The following is a 15,377-nucleotide window of genomic DNA, read 5'->3' as shown; positions in this document are numbered from 1 at the left end:
AGACATGACGTCCCTCTCCTCAAGCGACGACTCGGGCGAAGAGCAATCCGGGGCGCCCTGGCGCTCGCTCGCCGCGGCCATCGCCACGATCAGCGCCGTCGGCATGGCGATCGGTCTCGGTATTCCGCTTCTGAGCGTGCTTCTGGAAAGCCGCGGCTATTCAGCCAGTCTCATCGGCGCCAATACGGCTGTCGCGGGTCTTGCCTCGATCGCCGCGGCCCCTCTCGCGGCCCCGATTGCCGCACGTTTCGGCGTGGTGCGGACAATTCTCGCCATGCTGCTCCTTGGCGGCTTCGCCTTTCTCGGGTTTCATTTCTTTCAGGCATTATGGGCATGGTTCGCGTTGCGCATCGCGCTGCATTTCGCGCTCACCGTGCTATTCGTGCTCTCGGAATACTGGATCAATGCGTCCGCCCCGCCGGAAAAACGCGGGCTCGTGCTCGGCATCTATGCCACCACGCTCTCGCTCGGATTTGCGCTTGGCCCGTGGATATTCTCGCAGATCGGCAGTGCCGGAATGCTGCCATTCGGCGTCGGCTTCATCATCATCAATCTCGCGGCCATTCCAGTACTTCTGGCCTGGAAGGACAGCCCCGATTTCGACGATGGCGACCACGTGCCGTTCATCCCCTATATCTTCGCGGTTCCTACGGCGACCGCCGCCGTCTTCGTGTTCGGCGCGGTCGAGACTGGTGGTTTCGCGCTCTTCCCCGTCTTCGGAACCCGCATCGGTTATGGGGAAAGCGAAGCCGCCCTGCTCCTGACGATGATCGGCCTCGGCAATGTCTTGTTGCAGATACCCCTTGGGATCATCAGTGACAGGGTTGGCGATCGCCGCAATCTACTTTTGATATGCGCCCTCATCGGCCTCTTCGGCATGATTCTTCTGCCTTTCATCATCGGCAACTGGTATCTGGTGGCGGGGCTTCTCTTCGTCTGGGGCGGCGTGGTGGCGGGGCTTTACACGGTCGGCCTGGCGCATCTCGGCTCCCGGCTCACCGGGCGCGAACTCGCTTCCGCCAATGCCGCCTTCGTTTTCTGCTATGCATTGGGGATGCTGGCGGGGCCCCAGGCCGTCGGCATTGGCATGGACGCGATGGGACCGAAAGGTTTTGCCGTCATTCTCGGGACATTTTTCGCACTTTATATGCTTGTCGCGGCGTTCAGGCTGCTTGGGCACAAGAAGCGGGCTTGACTTTTTGGCCCGCAGCCGTAGTGTCGCGCCGAATTTCCGCTGCCGGATGAAATCGCCGGAATCGTTGGCGGTTTCAATCAGAAAAGAGCAGGTACTTTAAAATGGCTAAGGCTACGACCATCAAGATCAAGCTTTTGTCGACCGCAGACACCGGTTTCTTCTACGTCACGTCGAAGAACAGCCGCACGATGACGGACAAGATGACGAAGCGTAAATACGACCCGGTTGCAAAAAAGCACGTCGAGTTCAAGGAAACCAAGATCAAGTAATCCTGGTTTCAGCGATTTACGAACGCCGTCCTTCTGGGCGGCGTTTTTGTTTGCAGCCAGTGTTTTTCGTTGTTTTTTAAACCTGTGGCGGTCCGGCGAAAATGGACGCAAAAAGTTGATTTGGTGGATGCGGGGTTTGCGGGTAGCCTGAATTGGTACCAACAAAGCCTGGAGACAGACGATGAAAACAATTCTCGTACTTGCCGCCGCTTTTGGCCTTTCCGTATCAGCCGCCGCAGCGGATTGCGCAGCCCATTCGACATCGGCATCCGTTGACAAGAAAATGACCACGGCGAGCATTTCGACGAGCACGCCGGCAGATACGCAGTCGACTGTGAAAAAATAGATCAAGACCGAATAGGTCTTCTTTAGCGGCCTGGCATAGTCGCCTACCGGTGAAGAACCGGCAACGCATTACCGGGATTTCGGTGATGGGATGGTTGATTGTGCGATCAAGAACTCGAATTGCCGATATGAGCATTGACCAGCGCCGCCCTTCCTGGGCGGCGTTTTGTTTTGTCCGCGGATGCGAACGACAAAGAACAAGCTATTGAAATCAAAAAGAAAAGGGGGTCGGTCGACGAATAGGCAGCGGTACGAGGATTCCACTGTGTGCCAACGCCGACCGACCGACCCCACGGACCCAGGAGATGCGGCGGACCTGAGCATCATGGGGCATTTATGCGCATGGCCTGCCCCCAAGCCAGCCACGCGTTCTTGCTCCCAAGAAATTTGCGCAATTGGAAGAGAAATGCAACTAAATCTTAACTGTCCGGCAAGAGATTGGATATTTTGGTAAATGCATATCTGCGCATATACGAATTTATGCAGCTACGCGACCGCCCCGACCACACGATTGCGGCCGTTTTTCTTTGCCTTATAAAGGGCTATGTCGGCGCGCTTGAAAAGCTTCTCGACGCTGTCATTGCGGGGTTGGAGGCAGGCCAGCCCGACACTGATCGTGACATCGACACTTGCCGTGCCATTATGAATGAGAAAAGGCGTGGAGGCGACCGTTTCGCGGATGCGCTCGGCAACAACCGCCGCCATCTGCGCATCGGTATCCGGCAAGACCACAACGAATTCCTCGCCGCCATAGCGGCAAGCCAGATCGATGCCGCGGATATTGCGATGCAGACGTCCGGCGAAATCGCGCAGGACGTCGTCGCCTGCATCATGACCATGGGTGTCATTGATCAACTTGAAATGATCCATGTCGGTCATCAGCACGGATAAAGGGCGCTCACGCGAAATCGAACGCGTGAACAGCATGGACATATGGCTGTCGAGATAGCGACGGTTATGCAGTCCTGTCAGACTGTCAGTCACCGCCATTTCGATCGTCTGGCTCAGGCTCTTTCTCAGGAGGTCGTTATAGCGCTTGCGCTTGACCTGGGTCCGTACACGGGCGAGCAGTTCATTGCGATCCAGCGGGCGCATCAAATAGTCGTTCACCCCCAAATCAAGCCCACGGGCGACGAGACTGGCCTCATCATGTTCTGCGATGAGAATGATCGGGAGCAGGCGTGTGCGCTCGATGGCCCGCATTTGCGAGCACAAGCGCAACGGATCATATGTGGTGAAGCCGGTGGCGACGATCACGCAGTCGTAATCGCCCTCCACGACACTGATCAGCGCAGCGGAAGGCTCGGTAACGATATCGACCTCATTGTCTCTTGAAAGCAGATCACGCAGCCGCGATGCAGCCGCCTCATTTTCATCGACGATGAGGAGCTTCGCCCGTGTCTTGATATCCTCCGTGCGGCTTAGCAGCAGGCCCTCTATATCGGCCTCGCGCGCCGTGGCCGCGCGAAGGAAAAGCTCGTCCGAAAGGTTCTTCAGCCGCGCCAGGCTCTTTACCCGCGACAACAGTTGCAGATCGTTGACCGGTTTGGTGAGAAAATCGTCGGCACCCGCCTCCAGTCCGCGGACGCGATCTTCCGGCCGGTCGAGAGCAGTCACCATCACGACCGGAATATTGGTCGTCTTCGGATCGGCCTTGAGGCGGCGGCAGACCTCGAACCCGTCCATTTCAGGCATCATGACATCGAGAAGGACGATATCGACATTGCTGCTATGGCAGATCTCCAGCGCTTCCTGGCCGCTCAGAGCGGCAACCACATCGTAATATTCCGCAAGAAGCCGCGTTTCGAGCAGCTTCACGTTGGCATGAATGTCATCGACGACAAGAATGCGAGCAGTCACAGAAGGTCCCCCAACCTTTCAGGCATCGCCAAGATAGGATTTAATGGTTTCGATGAACCGCGGAACAGAGATGGGTTTCGAGATATAGGCTTCACAGCCGCCCTGACGGATACGTTCCTCGTCGCCCTTCATGGCGAATGCGGTCACCGCGATAACTGGAATTCGATGCAGTTCATCATCTTCCTTCAGCCATTTCGTGACCTCGAGCCCGGAAACTTCGGGAAGCTGGATATCCATGAGGATCAGATCAGGTTTGTGTTGCCGGGCGAGATCCAGCGCCTCCAGACCGTTGCGCGTGCGAATGGTCTCGTATCCGCTTGCCTCTATGAGATCCCGGAAAAGCTTCATATTCAGCTCGTTGTCTTCAACGATCATCACTTTTTTCGTCATTGAAAACTTTCCGCGAAACTTTCTCGCATATGGCAACTCTTGCCGTTCATCGTGCGCACGGCAATAATCTCGCTTATGCCGCCCAACCGATTATTGGCATCCTAAGTCGATTTGATTGACGAAAGGCAAATGAACCGGCCAATGTTCCCGCGCCTACTATAAAGTTGCAGATCGGATTGCATAGTCCTAAAAGTTCGACGCTTTCATCCATGCCCTATGTCCAACGCCCAAGTGCCGGGAACGCTCCATGAAAACCGATATGACGACTGATCAAGCCCAGGCGCTGGCGGTGCAGGCGCTGACTTTCCTGGCGCAGGACAATGAACTACTTCCGCGGTTCCTTTCCCTGACGGGCATTCAGGCTGGCGACATCAGAACCGCGGCGCGCGAGCCGGGGTTCCTTGCCGGCGTTCTGCAATTCTACCTGGCGCATGAGCCCACACTGTTACGCTTCTGCGAGGAAACCGGCAGCAACCCCGCTGAACTGCAAAGTGCCCTTCATGCCTTGCCGGGCGGCGACCACTCATACGATCGGCAGGTCTGACTTCACAGGACAAGCCGCATCAGCGTTAGGCGGATTTTGATGGCCAGCGCTGCGGATTGAGCAGCGCTGTGGTGATTTCTATGGTGCATGATCGTGCATCTGACTTGCCGCCATGGCGTCGCTCCCCTATGATTCAAAATGTTCCTCTTATGTTCGCTGTGCACATGGGCTCTGTCAATCATCCGCTCGCGGGATTCTGCCGAGACTGCCTGACGCTGCAACATTCCGCGGTGCGGCGTTGCCATGCCTGCGGCAGCCCGCGGCTCCTGCATCATGACGAGCTCTACAGCCTGTCGCTGGCGCATATCGACTGCGACGCCTTTTATGCGGCGGTGGAAAAGCGCGATAATCCCGATCTGCGGGACAAGCCGCTGATCATCGGCGGCGGCAAGCGCGGTGTCGTCTCGACGGCCTGCTATATCGCGCGAATCCATGGCGTGCGTTCGGCAATGCCGATGTTCAAGGCGCTGGAAGCCTGTCCGCAAGCGGTCGTCATCAAGCCTGATATGGAGAAATATGTCCGGGTCGGCCGAGAAATCCGGCAATTGATGCTGGAACTGACGCCGATGGTCGAGCCGATTTCGATCGACGAGGCCTTCCTCGATCTGAAAGGCACGGAAAGGCTGCACCGCGATCCGCCTGCCCGCGTGCTGGCACGCTTTGCCAGACGCATCGAGGACGAAATCGGCATCACCATTTCCATCGGCCTCTCCTATTGCAAATTCCTGGCGAAAGTCGCTTCCGATTTCGAAAAGCCACGCGGTTTCTCCATCATCGGCGAAAAGGAGGCGCTGTCGTTTCTGCGGGATAAATCGGTGACGCTGATCTGGGGCGTCGGCAAGGCCTTCGCAGCGACGCTGCAAGCCGATGGCATCCGCACCATCGGACAATTGCAGGAGATGGAGGAAGCAGCGCTGATGAGGGTCTATGGCACGATGGGGCAAAGGCTCTATCGGCTGTCGCGCGGCATGGATGTGCGGCGGGTCGAGCCGGAAGGCGAGATGAAAAGCGTGTCGTCCGAGACCACTTTCAACACGGATTTGTCCTCTGCCAATGATCTCGTGCCGATTTTGCGCTCGCTTTCGGAAAAGGTGTCGCGGCGGCTGAAAGCCGGCGGCATTGCCGGGCGTACCGTCGTCTTGAAGCTCAAGAGCCAAGATTTCAAAAGCAGAACCCGCAACCGGCAGCTTTCCGATCCGTCACAGCTTGCCGACCGCATATTCCGCACCGGATTGCAGCTTCTGGAAAAGGAGCTCGACGGCACGAAGTTCCGCCTCATCGGCATCGGCGTCAGCGATCTGGAGGATGCTGATAAAGCCGACCCGCCCGATCTGGTCGACAATCAGGCGACGAAGCGCGCGGTCGCCGAAGGCGCGATCGACAGGCTTCGAACCAAATATGGCAACAAGGCCGTGGAAACCGGCTATACCTTCGGCACGGGGCGCACTGAACGTCCGCCGGGGAATGGGAAAGGCTGAGTAGGCGCTTGTGGTCCACCCCACTTCTTCAGCGATGAATCGCTCAGGCCCTAAAGCAGCTCGACATCGACCACGCCCTTGATCGCCTTCATGGCGCTGGCGATCTGCGGGCTGACGCGGTAGCGGTCGGGAAGTTCGATCTCCACCTCGCGCAGGCCGTTCTCCTTGATGACGATGAGGCTGACCTGGCCGTCGCCGCGCGTCGTCAGATGCGGCACGATCTGCTTCAACGCCTCGCTCGAGCGCAAATAGAGTCGCAATGCCTTCTGGATGCGGCACGCCTCGTCCTCCAGCGACTGGACGGTCTGGATGCGCAGGCTGATGCCTTCGGGCCGGTCCTCCGCCGCAACCGTAATCACCACCGATTTACCTGACTCGAGCAGGTCGCGATATTGCGCGAGCCCTTCGGAGAACAGCACCGCCTCGAATTGCCCGGTCGCGTCGGAAAGCTGCACGATGCCCATCTTGTTGCCGGTGCGCGTCTTGCGTTCCTGACGGCTCGTCACCGTACCGGCGAGACGCCCGGCGCTTGCGCCGCGCTTTACGGCGATGGAGAAGTCGGCCCAGCTCTGCACGCGCATCTTTTGCAGGACCGAACGGTATTCATCCAGCGGATGGGCCGAGAGATAGAAGCCGACCGCCTGAAATTCACGGTGCAGTTTTTCGGAGGGAAGCCAGGGTGCTGCGGCGGGAAGCTGCAGCTTTTCCTTCGGACCGCCGCCCAGGCCGAAAATATCCGCCTGACCGCTGACGGCATCTTCCTGCGTGCGCTGTGCATGGCCCATGATGCGGTCGAGGCCGGCGATCATCGACGCCCGGTCCCGCTTGAAACAATCGAACGCGCCGGCGTTGATCAGGCTTTCGAAAACACGGCGGTTGACGATGCGCGGATCGATACGCTCGCAGAAATCCTCAAGGCTTTCATAGGGCTTTTCCTGCCGTTTCTCGACGATATGGTCGACCGCGGCTTCGCCAACGCCCTTGATCGCGGCAAGCGAATAGAAAATCCGGTTCTCACCCACTTCGAACGCCCGGAAGGAGGTCAGGACCGAGGGCTGTACGACTTCGATGCCGAGACGGCCCGCTTCACGACGGAAGTCGTTGAGCTTGTCCGTATTGGACATATCGTAGGTCATGGACGCGGCGAGGAACTCGACCGGATAATGGGCCTTGAGATAAGCGGTCTGGTAGGAAACGATGGCATAGGCGGCGGCGTGCGACTTGTTGAAGCCGTAATCGGCGAATTTCGCGAGCAGATCGAAGATCATGTTCGCCTGCGCCTTGCCGACGCCGCGCTCAATGGCGCCCTCGACGAAGCGGATGCGCTGCTTGTCCATTTCCTCGCGGATCTTCTTGCCCATGGCTCGGCGCAAGAGATCCGCTTCTCCGAGCGAATAGCCGGCAAGCTCCTGTGCAATCTGCATCACCTGTTCCTGATAGACGATGACGCCCTGCGTCTCCTTCACCAGATGATCGATTTTGGGATGGATCGAGGCAATCTCCTCCTCACCATGCTTGCGGGCGTTATAGGTCGGGATGTTCTCCATCGGACCCGGGCGATAAAGCGCTACCAGCGCGATGACATCCTCGATGCGGTCCGGGCGCATACCGATCAGCGCCTTGCGCATGCCCGCGCTTTCCACCTGGAACACGCCGACCGTCTCGCCGCGCGACAGCATCTGATAGGTCGGCTCGTCATCGAGCGGCAGGTTGGAGAGATCGATCTCGACACTCTTGCGGCTGACGAGCCCTACCGCCATCTGCAGGACGGTCAGCGTCTTGAGGCCGAGAAAGTCGAACTTGACCAGCCCCGCCTGCTCGACCCATTTCATGTTGTATTGGGTGACCGGCATGTCCGAACGCGGATCACGGTACATCGGCACCAGTTCCGACAGCGGCCGGTCGCCGATGACGATACCCGCCGCGTGGGTCGAGGCGTGACGATAGAGCCCTTCGAGCTTCAGGCCGATATCGAGGAGACGCCCGACAACGGGTTCCTTCTCGCGCTCCTCGGCAATCTTCGGCTCGCCCTCGATCGCCTGCCCCAGCGTTACCGGATTGGCCGGGTTCTGCGGCACGAGCTTACAGAGCCGATCCACCTGGCCATAGGGCATTTCGAGGACGCGACCGACATCGCGCAGCACGGCGCGGGCCTGCAGCGTACCGAAGGTGATGATCTGCGCCACCTGGTCGCGGCCGTATTTGGCCTGCACATAGCGGATGACCTCGTCGCGCCGGTCCTGACAGAAATCGATGTCGAAATCCGGCATCGACACACGGTCGGGATTGAGAAAGCGCTCGAACAGCAGCGAAAAGCGCAAGGGATCGACGTCGGTGATGGTCAGGGCATAGGCGACGAGCGAGCCCGCGCCCGACCCGCGGCCAGGGCCTACGGGTATCCCTTGCGCTTTCGCCCATTTGATGAAGTCGGAAACGATCAGGAAGTAACCGGGAAATCCCATCCGCTGGATGATCGATATCTCGTATTCCAGCCGCTCGACATATTGCTCGCGCGCATAACCGTCCGCCATCCCCAAAGTTGCGATGCGCTGCTCGAGACCTTCGCGCGCCTGGCGTGCCAGTTCGTCGGCTTCCGCCTGCAGGGCCGCCTCGGGGGCACCCGCGTCGCCGGTGAAGCGCGGCAGGATGGGTTTACGGGTTTCCGGATACCAGCAGCAACGTCGCGCGATCTCGACGGTATTCTCCAGCGCCTCGGGCAGATCGGCGAAGAGTGCCGCCATCTCGGCTTGGCTCTTCAGATAATGATCCGGCGTCAAGCGACGGCGCTCGTCGGAGGAAAGCAACTGTCCATCCGCGATGGCGAGCAGCGCATCATGCGCTTCGTAATCGGCACTCCTCAGGAAGAAGGCTTCATTGGTCGCCACCAGCGGCAGAGCATTTGCATAAGCAAGCTCGACCATCCGCGCCTCAATCATGCGATCATAGCCGGCCGGACGTTGCAATTCGATATAAAGGCGGTCGCCGAACAGTGATTGAAGGTACTGGAGGCGCTGCTGCGCACGATCCGACCGCTCGGCGGCAAGCGCCCGGCCAATCGGCCCGAGCGCCCCGCCGGTCAGCGCAATGATGCCTTCAGAATGCCCTTCCAGCCAGCCGGCGTCGATATGCACGGGATCGCCTGATGGCGTTTGTAGATAGGCGCGGCTCACAAGCCGCACCAGATTGGTATAGCCTTCCTCGGTAGCGGCTATCAGCACGATCGGCGCGAGACCCAGCGCATCGCGCCTGCTGGCGTTGCGGCTGTCGTCGCCGCTATCACCGAAACTCATGTCGAGTTGGCAGCCGACGATCGGTTGAACGCCATCCTTGACGGCTTTCTGGGCGAACTCCAGCGCCCCGAAAAGATTGTTGGTGTCGGTCATCGCTATCGCCGGCGCGTTATCACCGACCGCGTGGCTGACGATCTTGCCGACCTGCAGGGCGCCTTCCAACAGCGAATAAGCGGAATGAACCCTAAGGTGGATGAAGCGCGGACCGGTGTTTCCGGAAGCCGCTTTCAGCTCAACCCTGCCCGCTTGCGCTATACCGTCCGCCAATGTTCATTCCCCGACTGTGCATGAGACGACTCTCGGCCGCCTTCATAGCAGTCTTAGGGATCACGCGCGGCATGTCCAGATAAAGCCGCGCCTGATGATCGGCGGTCAACAAGTCTACCGGATGGGAAACCTCAGATCGCGCTGACCCAGATGGCGAAAGTGGCGATGAACAGGCTGACTGAAACGAAGGACAAAACGTCGTGGACAAGATCGGTCATGGCTAAAACTCCTCTTTGTTCTCATCTGTTTATTTTTTGTTCTATTTCTGTTCCAATGTCAACCAAGTTTTCCCCCGCTGTTTTTCGCTTATGGTTTGCGATGGGTTAACGGGGATTTGAAGCACAACGAGATGGCTGCCACGGCCTCCGTCTGGCGATGGTTGTGGTTGGTTTTGCTGTTCCGGAATGGATCATCGGATCAAGTCCGATGATGACGGGTTTTATGTTGCTGCAATTAAGCGCTGGTGCTGGTCGCAAGCGAATGCCATCTCGCCTGTCACCCTCGTAGCAAACACCCCTTCGTCATCATCGGACTTGATCCGATGATCCATTCCGGAACGCCGGACGCCCATCCACCCCATCCAACCCAGGCTTGACGGCAGGACATCTTCGACCGACCATCATGCAATGAGCCGATATGTCTATATGATGGCGAGCAAGAAGGGCGGGACGATCTATATCGGCGTCACCAACGACCTTTCGCATCGGGTATGGGAACACAAGAACGGCATCACACCCGGATTCACCTCGGAATATGGCTGTGCCCGTCTCGTTTGGTACGAGGAGCACGACGACATCCGCGACGCCATCAGGCGCGAGCGGACATTGAAACGCTGGAACCGGCGGTGGAAAATCGACCTCATCGAAAGCATCAACCCGGACTGGGCGGAGCTTTATCGCGGGATTGGGTGGTAGAAAGCTTTGCGCCGTTTGGCCGTTCTTGCCATTCCGGATCTTATCCTCGGGCTTGACCCGAGGACCCATGGCTGAGGAGCGGAAGGAGCTTGGTCGCCCCGGCGGAACCCAGCCAGTGGAACAGTCACCAGGCAGGCACGAATCTCCCGGCAATTCAGACGTTGGCGACCTTGCCATCCTTCAGCGTCACACGGCGGTCCATGCGGCCGGCCAGTTCGTGATTATGGGTCGCGATCAGCGCGGAAAGGCCTGATTGCCTCACCAGCGCCTCCAGCGCCTCGAACACGTAAGAAGCCGTTACCGGATCGAGATTGCCGGTCGGCTCGTCGGCGAGAAGCACCAGGGGGGCATTGGCGACGGCGCGGGCGATCGCCACGCGTTGTTGCTCGCCGCCGGAAAGCTCCGACGGGCGATGCGTGGCGCGCGGGCCGACCTTCATGTAATCGAGAAGCTGCTGCGCCCGCTCGGCGGCGGCGGCCGACGTCAGCCCGCGTAGCATCTGGGGTATCATCACATTCTCGAGTGCTGTGAATTCCGGCAGAAGATGATGGAACTGATAGACAAAGCCGACATCGTTGCGGCGGATGGCGGTGCGTTCGTCATCGGAAAGCGCGCTGCAGTCCCGTCCGTCGAGGACGACATCGCCGGTGTCAGGGCGTTCGAGCAGTCCAGCGGTGTGCAGAAGCGTCGATTTTCCCGCGCCCGACGGCGCCACGAGCGCCACCATCTCGCCTCGACCGAGCGAAAAATCGGCATCATTCAGGATGACCAGCGCACGCCCTGCTTCATGATAAGCGCGGCCGACACCGGTGAGTTTCAAAATGGGATCGAGAGCCGGTTTTCCAGCCATCATTCATACCTCAGGGCTTCGACCGGATCGAGCCTGGCGGCGCGCCATGCCGGAAAGAGTGTCGCAAGGAAGGACAGCACCAACGCCATCACGATGACGGAGATCGTCTCGCCGGGGTTCATCTCGGCCGGAAGCTGGCTCAGGAAATAGAGCTCCGGGTTGAAAAGCGTGGTGCCCGAAAGCCAGGAAAAGAATTCGCGGATGCGCTCGACATTGAGGCAGACCACGACCCCGAGCACGACGCCTGCGAGCGTGCCGGCCGTGCCGATCGCAGCGCCGGTCATCAGGAAGATGCGCAGGATGGCGTTGCGTGTCGCGCCCATGGTGCGCAGGATGGCGATGTCACGGCCCTTGTCCTTGACCAGCATGATCAGGCCGGAAATGATGTTGAGGGCCGCGACGAGCACGATCAGCGTCAGGATCATGAACATCACGTTGCGCTCGACCTCGAGGGCGGAAAAGAAGGTCTGGTTGCGCTGGCGCCAGTCGGTCAGCATCAGCGGGCGTCCGGCCGCCTCCTCGATGGGCTTCTTCAGCGCATCGACATTGTCAGGGTTGTCGACGAAAACCTCGATCGACTGGACCTTACCCTCCTGATTGAAGAAGAGCTGCGCCTGGCTGAGCGGCATGATGATGATCGAGGCATCGTATTCCGACATGCCGATCTCGAAAATCGCCACGACCTTATAGGATTTGACGCGCGGATTGACGCCGAACGGCGTGACATCACCCTCCGGTGATATGATCGTCAAATTATCGCCCACCGAAAGCCCGAGATTTTGCGCCATGCGGGTGCCGATGGCAACGCCGCCGCTATCATCGAAGCCCTGGAACGTCCCCTGCTTCACATTGTCGGCCACGAGCTTCAGCTTGGCGATATCCTCGCTGCGCAGGCCGCGCACCAGGCCAAACGTGCCGGGACCGGCATTGCCCTGCACCAGGGCCTGCCCCTCGACCACCGGAATGGCATAGGACACGCCCGGAATGGCATCTATACGCTTGATCAGATCGGCATAGTCATCGAATGGCCGCTCCGTCGGCTGCATGATGATATGGCCGTTGATGCCTAGAATGCGGGTAAGCAGTTCGGCGCGGAAGCCGTTCATCACCGCCATGACGATGATGAGCGTCGCCACGCCCAGCATGATGCCGGTGAAGGAGAAGCCGGCGATGACAGAGATGAACGAGTCGCGGCGACGTGAACGAAGATAGCGCCACGCGATCATCCGCTCGAAAGCGGAAAAGGGCCCGGAACCTTGTCTTGCACCCTGTTTGGCACCCTGCCTGGCCGCAGCCGTCGCTTCGCTCATACCGAACCCACCAGTCGATTGATCACCGCATCGAGGGGAAGCGTTTCGCGCGTGCCCGTCGCCCTGTCCTTTATCTCGACTTCACCCGCCGCGACGCCGCGCGGCCCGACGATGATCTGAACCGGCAGGCCGATCAGATCCATCGTCGCGAACTTCGCGCCGGGCCGTTCGTCGGTGTCGTCGAGCAGCGGGTCGAGCCCGGCATTGGTCAGCGCCTCATAAAGCTTTTCCGAAACGCCGTCGCAACCGGCATCACCCGGCTTCATATTGACGATGCCGGCGCCGAATGGCGCGATCGACTTTGGCCAGATGATGCCGTTTTCGTCGTGCGATGCCTCGATGGTCGCGGCGACGAGGCGCGACGGACCGATGCCGTAGGATCCCATGGAAACCAGATGATCCTTGCCGTCCGGACCGGTGACCTTGGCACCCATGGGCTCGGAATATTTGGTACCGAAATGGAAGATATGGCCAACCTCGATGCCTCTGGCGGCAAGCCGGTCTGCATCCCCGATCTTGTCCCACGCGGCCTCGTCGTGCATTTCGTCGGTTGCAGCATAAAGCTTGGTCCAACGGTCGACGACGCCGGATATCTCCGCATCATTTCGGAAATCCGTGTCCGCGCCGGGGACGGCGAGATCGAGATAGGCGCGATCGCAAAATACCTGGCTTTCGCCTGTATCTGCCAGGATGATGAACTCATGGCTGAGATCGCCGCCGATGGGGCCGGTATCGGCCCGCATCGGGATCGCCTGCAGGCCGATGCGGGAGAAGGTGCGCAGATACGCGACGAACATCCGGTTATAGGAAGCCTTGGCGCCCTCATAATCCAAGTCGAAGGAATAGGCGTCCTTCATCAGGAATTCGCGCGAGCGCATGACGCCGAATCGCGGGCGGACTTCGTCGCGGAACTTCCACTGGATATGGTAGAGATTGAGCGGCAGGTTCTTGTAGGAACGCACGTAAGAACGGAAAATGTCGGTGATCATTTCCTCGTTGGTCGGCCCGAATAGCATGTCGCGGTCCTGGCGATCCTTGATGCGCAGCATTTCCTTGCCGTAATCGTCATAACGGCCGCTCTCGCGCCACAGATCGGCGGGCTGGACGGTCGGCATGAGCAATTCGATGCCGCCTGCCCGGTTCTGCTCTTCCCGAATGATTGCGTTGACCTTGTTGAGAACCTTCAGGCCGAGCGGCAACCATGAATAAATTCCCGCCGTTTGCTGGCGGATCATGCCTGAACGCAGCATCAGCCGATGCGAGACGATTTCCGCCTCTTTGGGATTTTCCTTGAGGATAGGCAAAAAGTAACGCGAAAGACGCATGGGACCACCAAACAAAGAGACCTGAGTGCTTGCAGAATCAGGCGAAAACATGAGCAAAGCCACGGGTTTCTTAGCGGCTTCTCATGCGGTTGGAAACCCGGCTGAAAGCTTGTACTTCAAATGTCAGCCGGCAAAATGGATGAGGCATTGCATTGCGATTCATCACAATGTGAAAAATTGAAAAAATTTGCGTGACATTCCATGAGCACTCCGCTATTTTTTTAATCATAAAGAGAAAGCAGCTATAAAATTGCTTTCCTGCGCGGTCAAAGTCTTGGGAGGATGCGATCTCGGCGCGATAATCCGCAGCCGCCGACTATACGGATATGAGATCGGACGCGTATTCAACTGCAAGGCGCAAGCCTTGCTTTTTTTTTGCAAATTCAGGTGATAATCACGATTTTCTAAGACCGGAAGCAGGCAACTTGCGGCAGCGGAATATCTGGAATCCGCATTTCAGGCACTCCCCTCAAGCCATGCTCAGCCAAATGAATATCCTGTGGCGGAAACGCCTTAAACCGGAAGTGGTTTTATGGAGAAAATCACGCAGGATTTCAAAGTGATGAGACGCTCTTTACCCGTTCTGCAGGGCGGCACGGCGATCCGGTTTACTTCAGATCAGGAAAGAAATGCGGAATATCGTCCAGGCCAAAGCCGAGAATTTGCGTGACGTAATAGTAGGTCGCGAAAATAATCGTGGAAACGATGGTGGTGCGAAAGAACGCGAGCCAGATGCGCGGCTGGGCAGGCGCGCTGGCGGTGGTGCCAAGCGTGATGTCATTTTCCTCAGCTTGCGTGCGTACTCCGACCGGCAAAAGCGCGAAAAGCATCGTCCACCAGATAATGAAATAGATCGCTATTCCCGACGCTACGGACATGATTACACCTGTTCCAGTTCAATGAGCGTGCCGTTAAAATCCTTCGGATGCAGAAACAGCACCGGCTTTCCATGCGCACCGATCTTCGGTTCACCGTCGCCCAAAATGCGCGCGCCCTGCTCTCTCAGGCGGTCCCGCGCGGCTATTATATCCTCCACCTCATAGCAGAGATGGTGCATGCCGCCGGCCGGATTTTTATCCAGAAATGCCAGGATTGGCGAGTCCTCTCCCAAAGGTTCGAGCAGCTCGATCTTGGTATTCCCGACATTGACGAATGCAACCGTGACCCCATGCTCCGGCAGAGCCTGCGGCTTTGTCGGCTCAACGCCGAGCGCGGTGCGGTAAAGCGCGCTCGCGCTGCCAAGATCGGGCACTGCGATTGCGACATGATTGAGGCGACCGAGCATGACTTCTCTCTTGTTTTGCCGCAAGTCCCCCGGGAAAAGCAGTTCCTGCTTTTCC

At 58.6% G+C, this 15,377-nt stretch carries 14 protein-coding genes; 6 read left to right on the top strand and 8 right to left on the bottom strand.

The genetic code is table 11. The features are described 5' to 3' along the window. The first annotated feature begins 4 nt into the window (after positions 1-4). The 3 genes from C5748_RS18975 to C5748_RS29525 all read left to right on the top strand — a co-directional run bounded on the left by C5748_RS18975 (position 5) and on the right by C5748_RS29525 (position 1,810). Positions 5-1,195: an MFS transporter gene (locus tag C5748_RS18975; RefSeq protein ID WP_105743498.1), complete on the top strand. Its 1,191-nt coding sequence runs from the start codon at positions 5-7 to the stop codon at positions 1,193-1,195. Positions 1,196-1,296: 101 nt separating this feature from the next. After that, a complete protein-coding gene (rpmG, locus tag C5748_RS18970; RefSeq protein ID WP_105743497.1) occupies positions 1,297-1,464 on the top strand; it encodes a 50S ribosomal protein L33 in 168 nt (55 codons plus the stop codon). Positions 1,465-1,645: 181 nt separating this feature from the next. After that, on the top strand, positions 1,646-1,810 hold the full coding sequence (locus C5748_RS29525) for a hypothetical protein (RefSeq protein WP_158259895.1): 165 nt from the start codon (positions 1,646-1,648) through the stop codon (positions 1,808-1,810). 485 nt (positions 1,811-2,295) lie between these two features. Here the strand turns inward: C5748_RS29525 and C5748_RS18960 are convergent, their stop codons facing one another. Together C5748_RS18960 and C5748_RS18955 are read right to left on the bottom strand one after the other, a co-directional pair. Further along, complete coding sequence (locus tag C5748_RS18960; protein ID WP_105743495.1) at positions 2,296-3,669, bottom strand: PleD family two-component system response regulator; 1,374 nt, start codon at positions 3,667-3,669, stop codon at positions 2,296-2,298. An 18-nt stretch (positions 3,670-3,687) separates the two neighbouring features. Then, on the bottom strand, positions 3,688-4,059 hold the full coding sequence (locus C5748_RS18955; RefSeq protein ID WP_068881829.1) for a response regulator: 372 nt from the start codon (positions 4,057-4,059) through the stop codon (positions 3,688-3,690). Between the two features lie 247 nt (positions 4,060-4,306). On the opposite strand from C5748_RS18955, the gene C5748_RS18950 reads away from it, so the two are divergent. Both C5748_RS18950 and C5748_RS18945 read left to right on the top strand, forming a co-directional pair. After that, positions 4,307-4,603, top strand: coding sequence for a DUF3572 domain-containing protein (locus tag C5748_RS18950; RefSeq protein ID WP_105743494.1), 297 nt, complete (start codon positions 4,307-4,309; stop codon positions 4,601-4,603). 149 nt (positions 4,604-4,752) lie between these two features. Beyond that, positions 4,753-6,081, top strand: a complete 1,329-nt coding sequence (locus C5748_RS18945; protein WP_245581864.1) for a DNA polymerase IV — start codon at positions 4,753-4,755, stop codon at positions 6,079-6,081. Positions 6,082-6,131: 50 nt separating this feature from the next. Here C5748_RS18945 and dnaE read toward each other — a convergent pair whose 3' ends face one another. Further along, positions 6,132-9,602: a DNA polymerase III subunit alpha gene (dnaE, locus tag C5748_RS18940; RefSeq protein WP_105743539.1), complete on the bottom strand. Its 3,471-nt coding sequence runs from the start codon at positions 9,600-9,602 to the stop codon at positions 6,132-6,134. A 662-nt stretch (positions 9,603-10,264) separates the two neighbouring features. Here dnaE and C5748_RS18935 point away from each other — a divergent pair. Further along, complete coding sequence (locus tag C5748_RS18935; RefSeq protein ID WP_105743493.1) at positions 10,265-10,552, top strand: GIY-YIG nuclease family protein; 288 nt, start codon at positions 10,265-10,267, stop codon at positions 10,550-10,552. Between the two features lie 154 nt (positions 10,553-10,706). Here the strand turns inward: C5748_RS18935 and C5748_RS18930 are convergent, their stop codons facing one another. The 5 genes from C5748_RS18930 to mce all read right to left on the bottom strand — a co-directional run bounded on the left by C5748_RS18930 (position 10,707) and on the right by mce (position 15,322). Continuing rightward, positions 10,707-11,405 (bottom strand): ABC transporter ATP-binding protein, encoded by a 699-nt coding sequence (locus tag C5748_RS18930; RefSeq protein WP_199194835.1) that lies wholly within the window; start codon positions 11,403-11,405, stop codon positions 10,707-10,709. Further along, positions 11,402-12,712 (bottom strand): lipoprotein-releasing ABC transporter permease subunit, encoded by a 1,311-nt coding sequence (locus C5748_RS18925; protein ID WP_105743492.1) that lies wholly within the window; start codon positions 12,710-12,712, stop codon positions 11,402-11,404. The genes C5748_RS18930 and C5748_RS18925 overlap by 4 nt, the downstream gene beginning before the upstream one ends. Beyond that, positions 12,709-14,037, bottom strand: coding sequence for a proline--tRNA ligase (gene proS, locus C5748_RS18920; protein ID WP_105743491.1), 1,329 nt, complete (start codon positions 14,035-14,037; stop codon positions 12,709-12,711). The genes C5748_RS18925 and proS overlap by 4 nt, the downstream gene beginning before the upstream one ends. 608 nt (positions 14,038-14,645) lie before the next feature. Beyond that, positions 14,646-14,915, bottom strand: a complete 270-nt coding sequence (locus tag C5748_RS18915; protein WP_105743490.1) for a DUF1467 family protein — start codon at positions 14,913-14,915, stop codon at positions 14,646-14,648. 2 nt (positions 14,916-14,917) lie between these two features. Further along, entirely contained in the window at positions 14,918-15,322 is a 405-nt protein-coding gene (gene mce / locus C5748_RS18910; protein ID WP_105743537.1) for a methylmalonyl-CoA epimerase, read from the bottom strand. Positions 15,323-15,377: the final 55 nt, after the last annotated feature.

Origin of the sequence: Phyllobacterium phragmitis, assembly GCF_002980495.1 — a bacterium.
Lineage (GTDB): Bacteria > Pseudomonadota > Alphaproteobacteria > Rhizobiales > Rhizobiaceae > Paramesorhizobium > Paramesorhizobium phragmitis.
The sequence above is the reverse complement of the archived record's forward strand: the minus strand, read 5'-3'. Positions and strand labels throughout refer to the sequence as shown.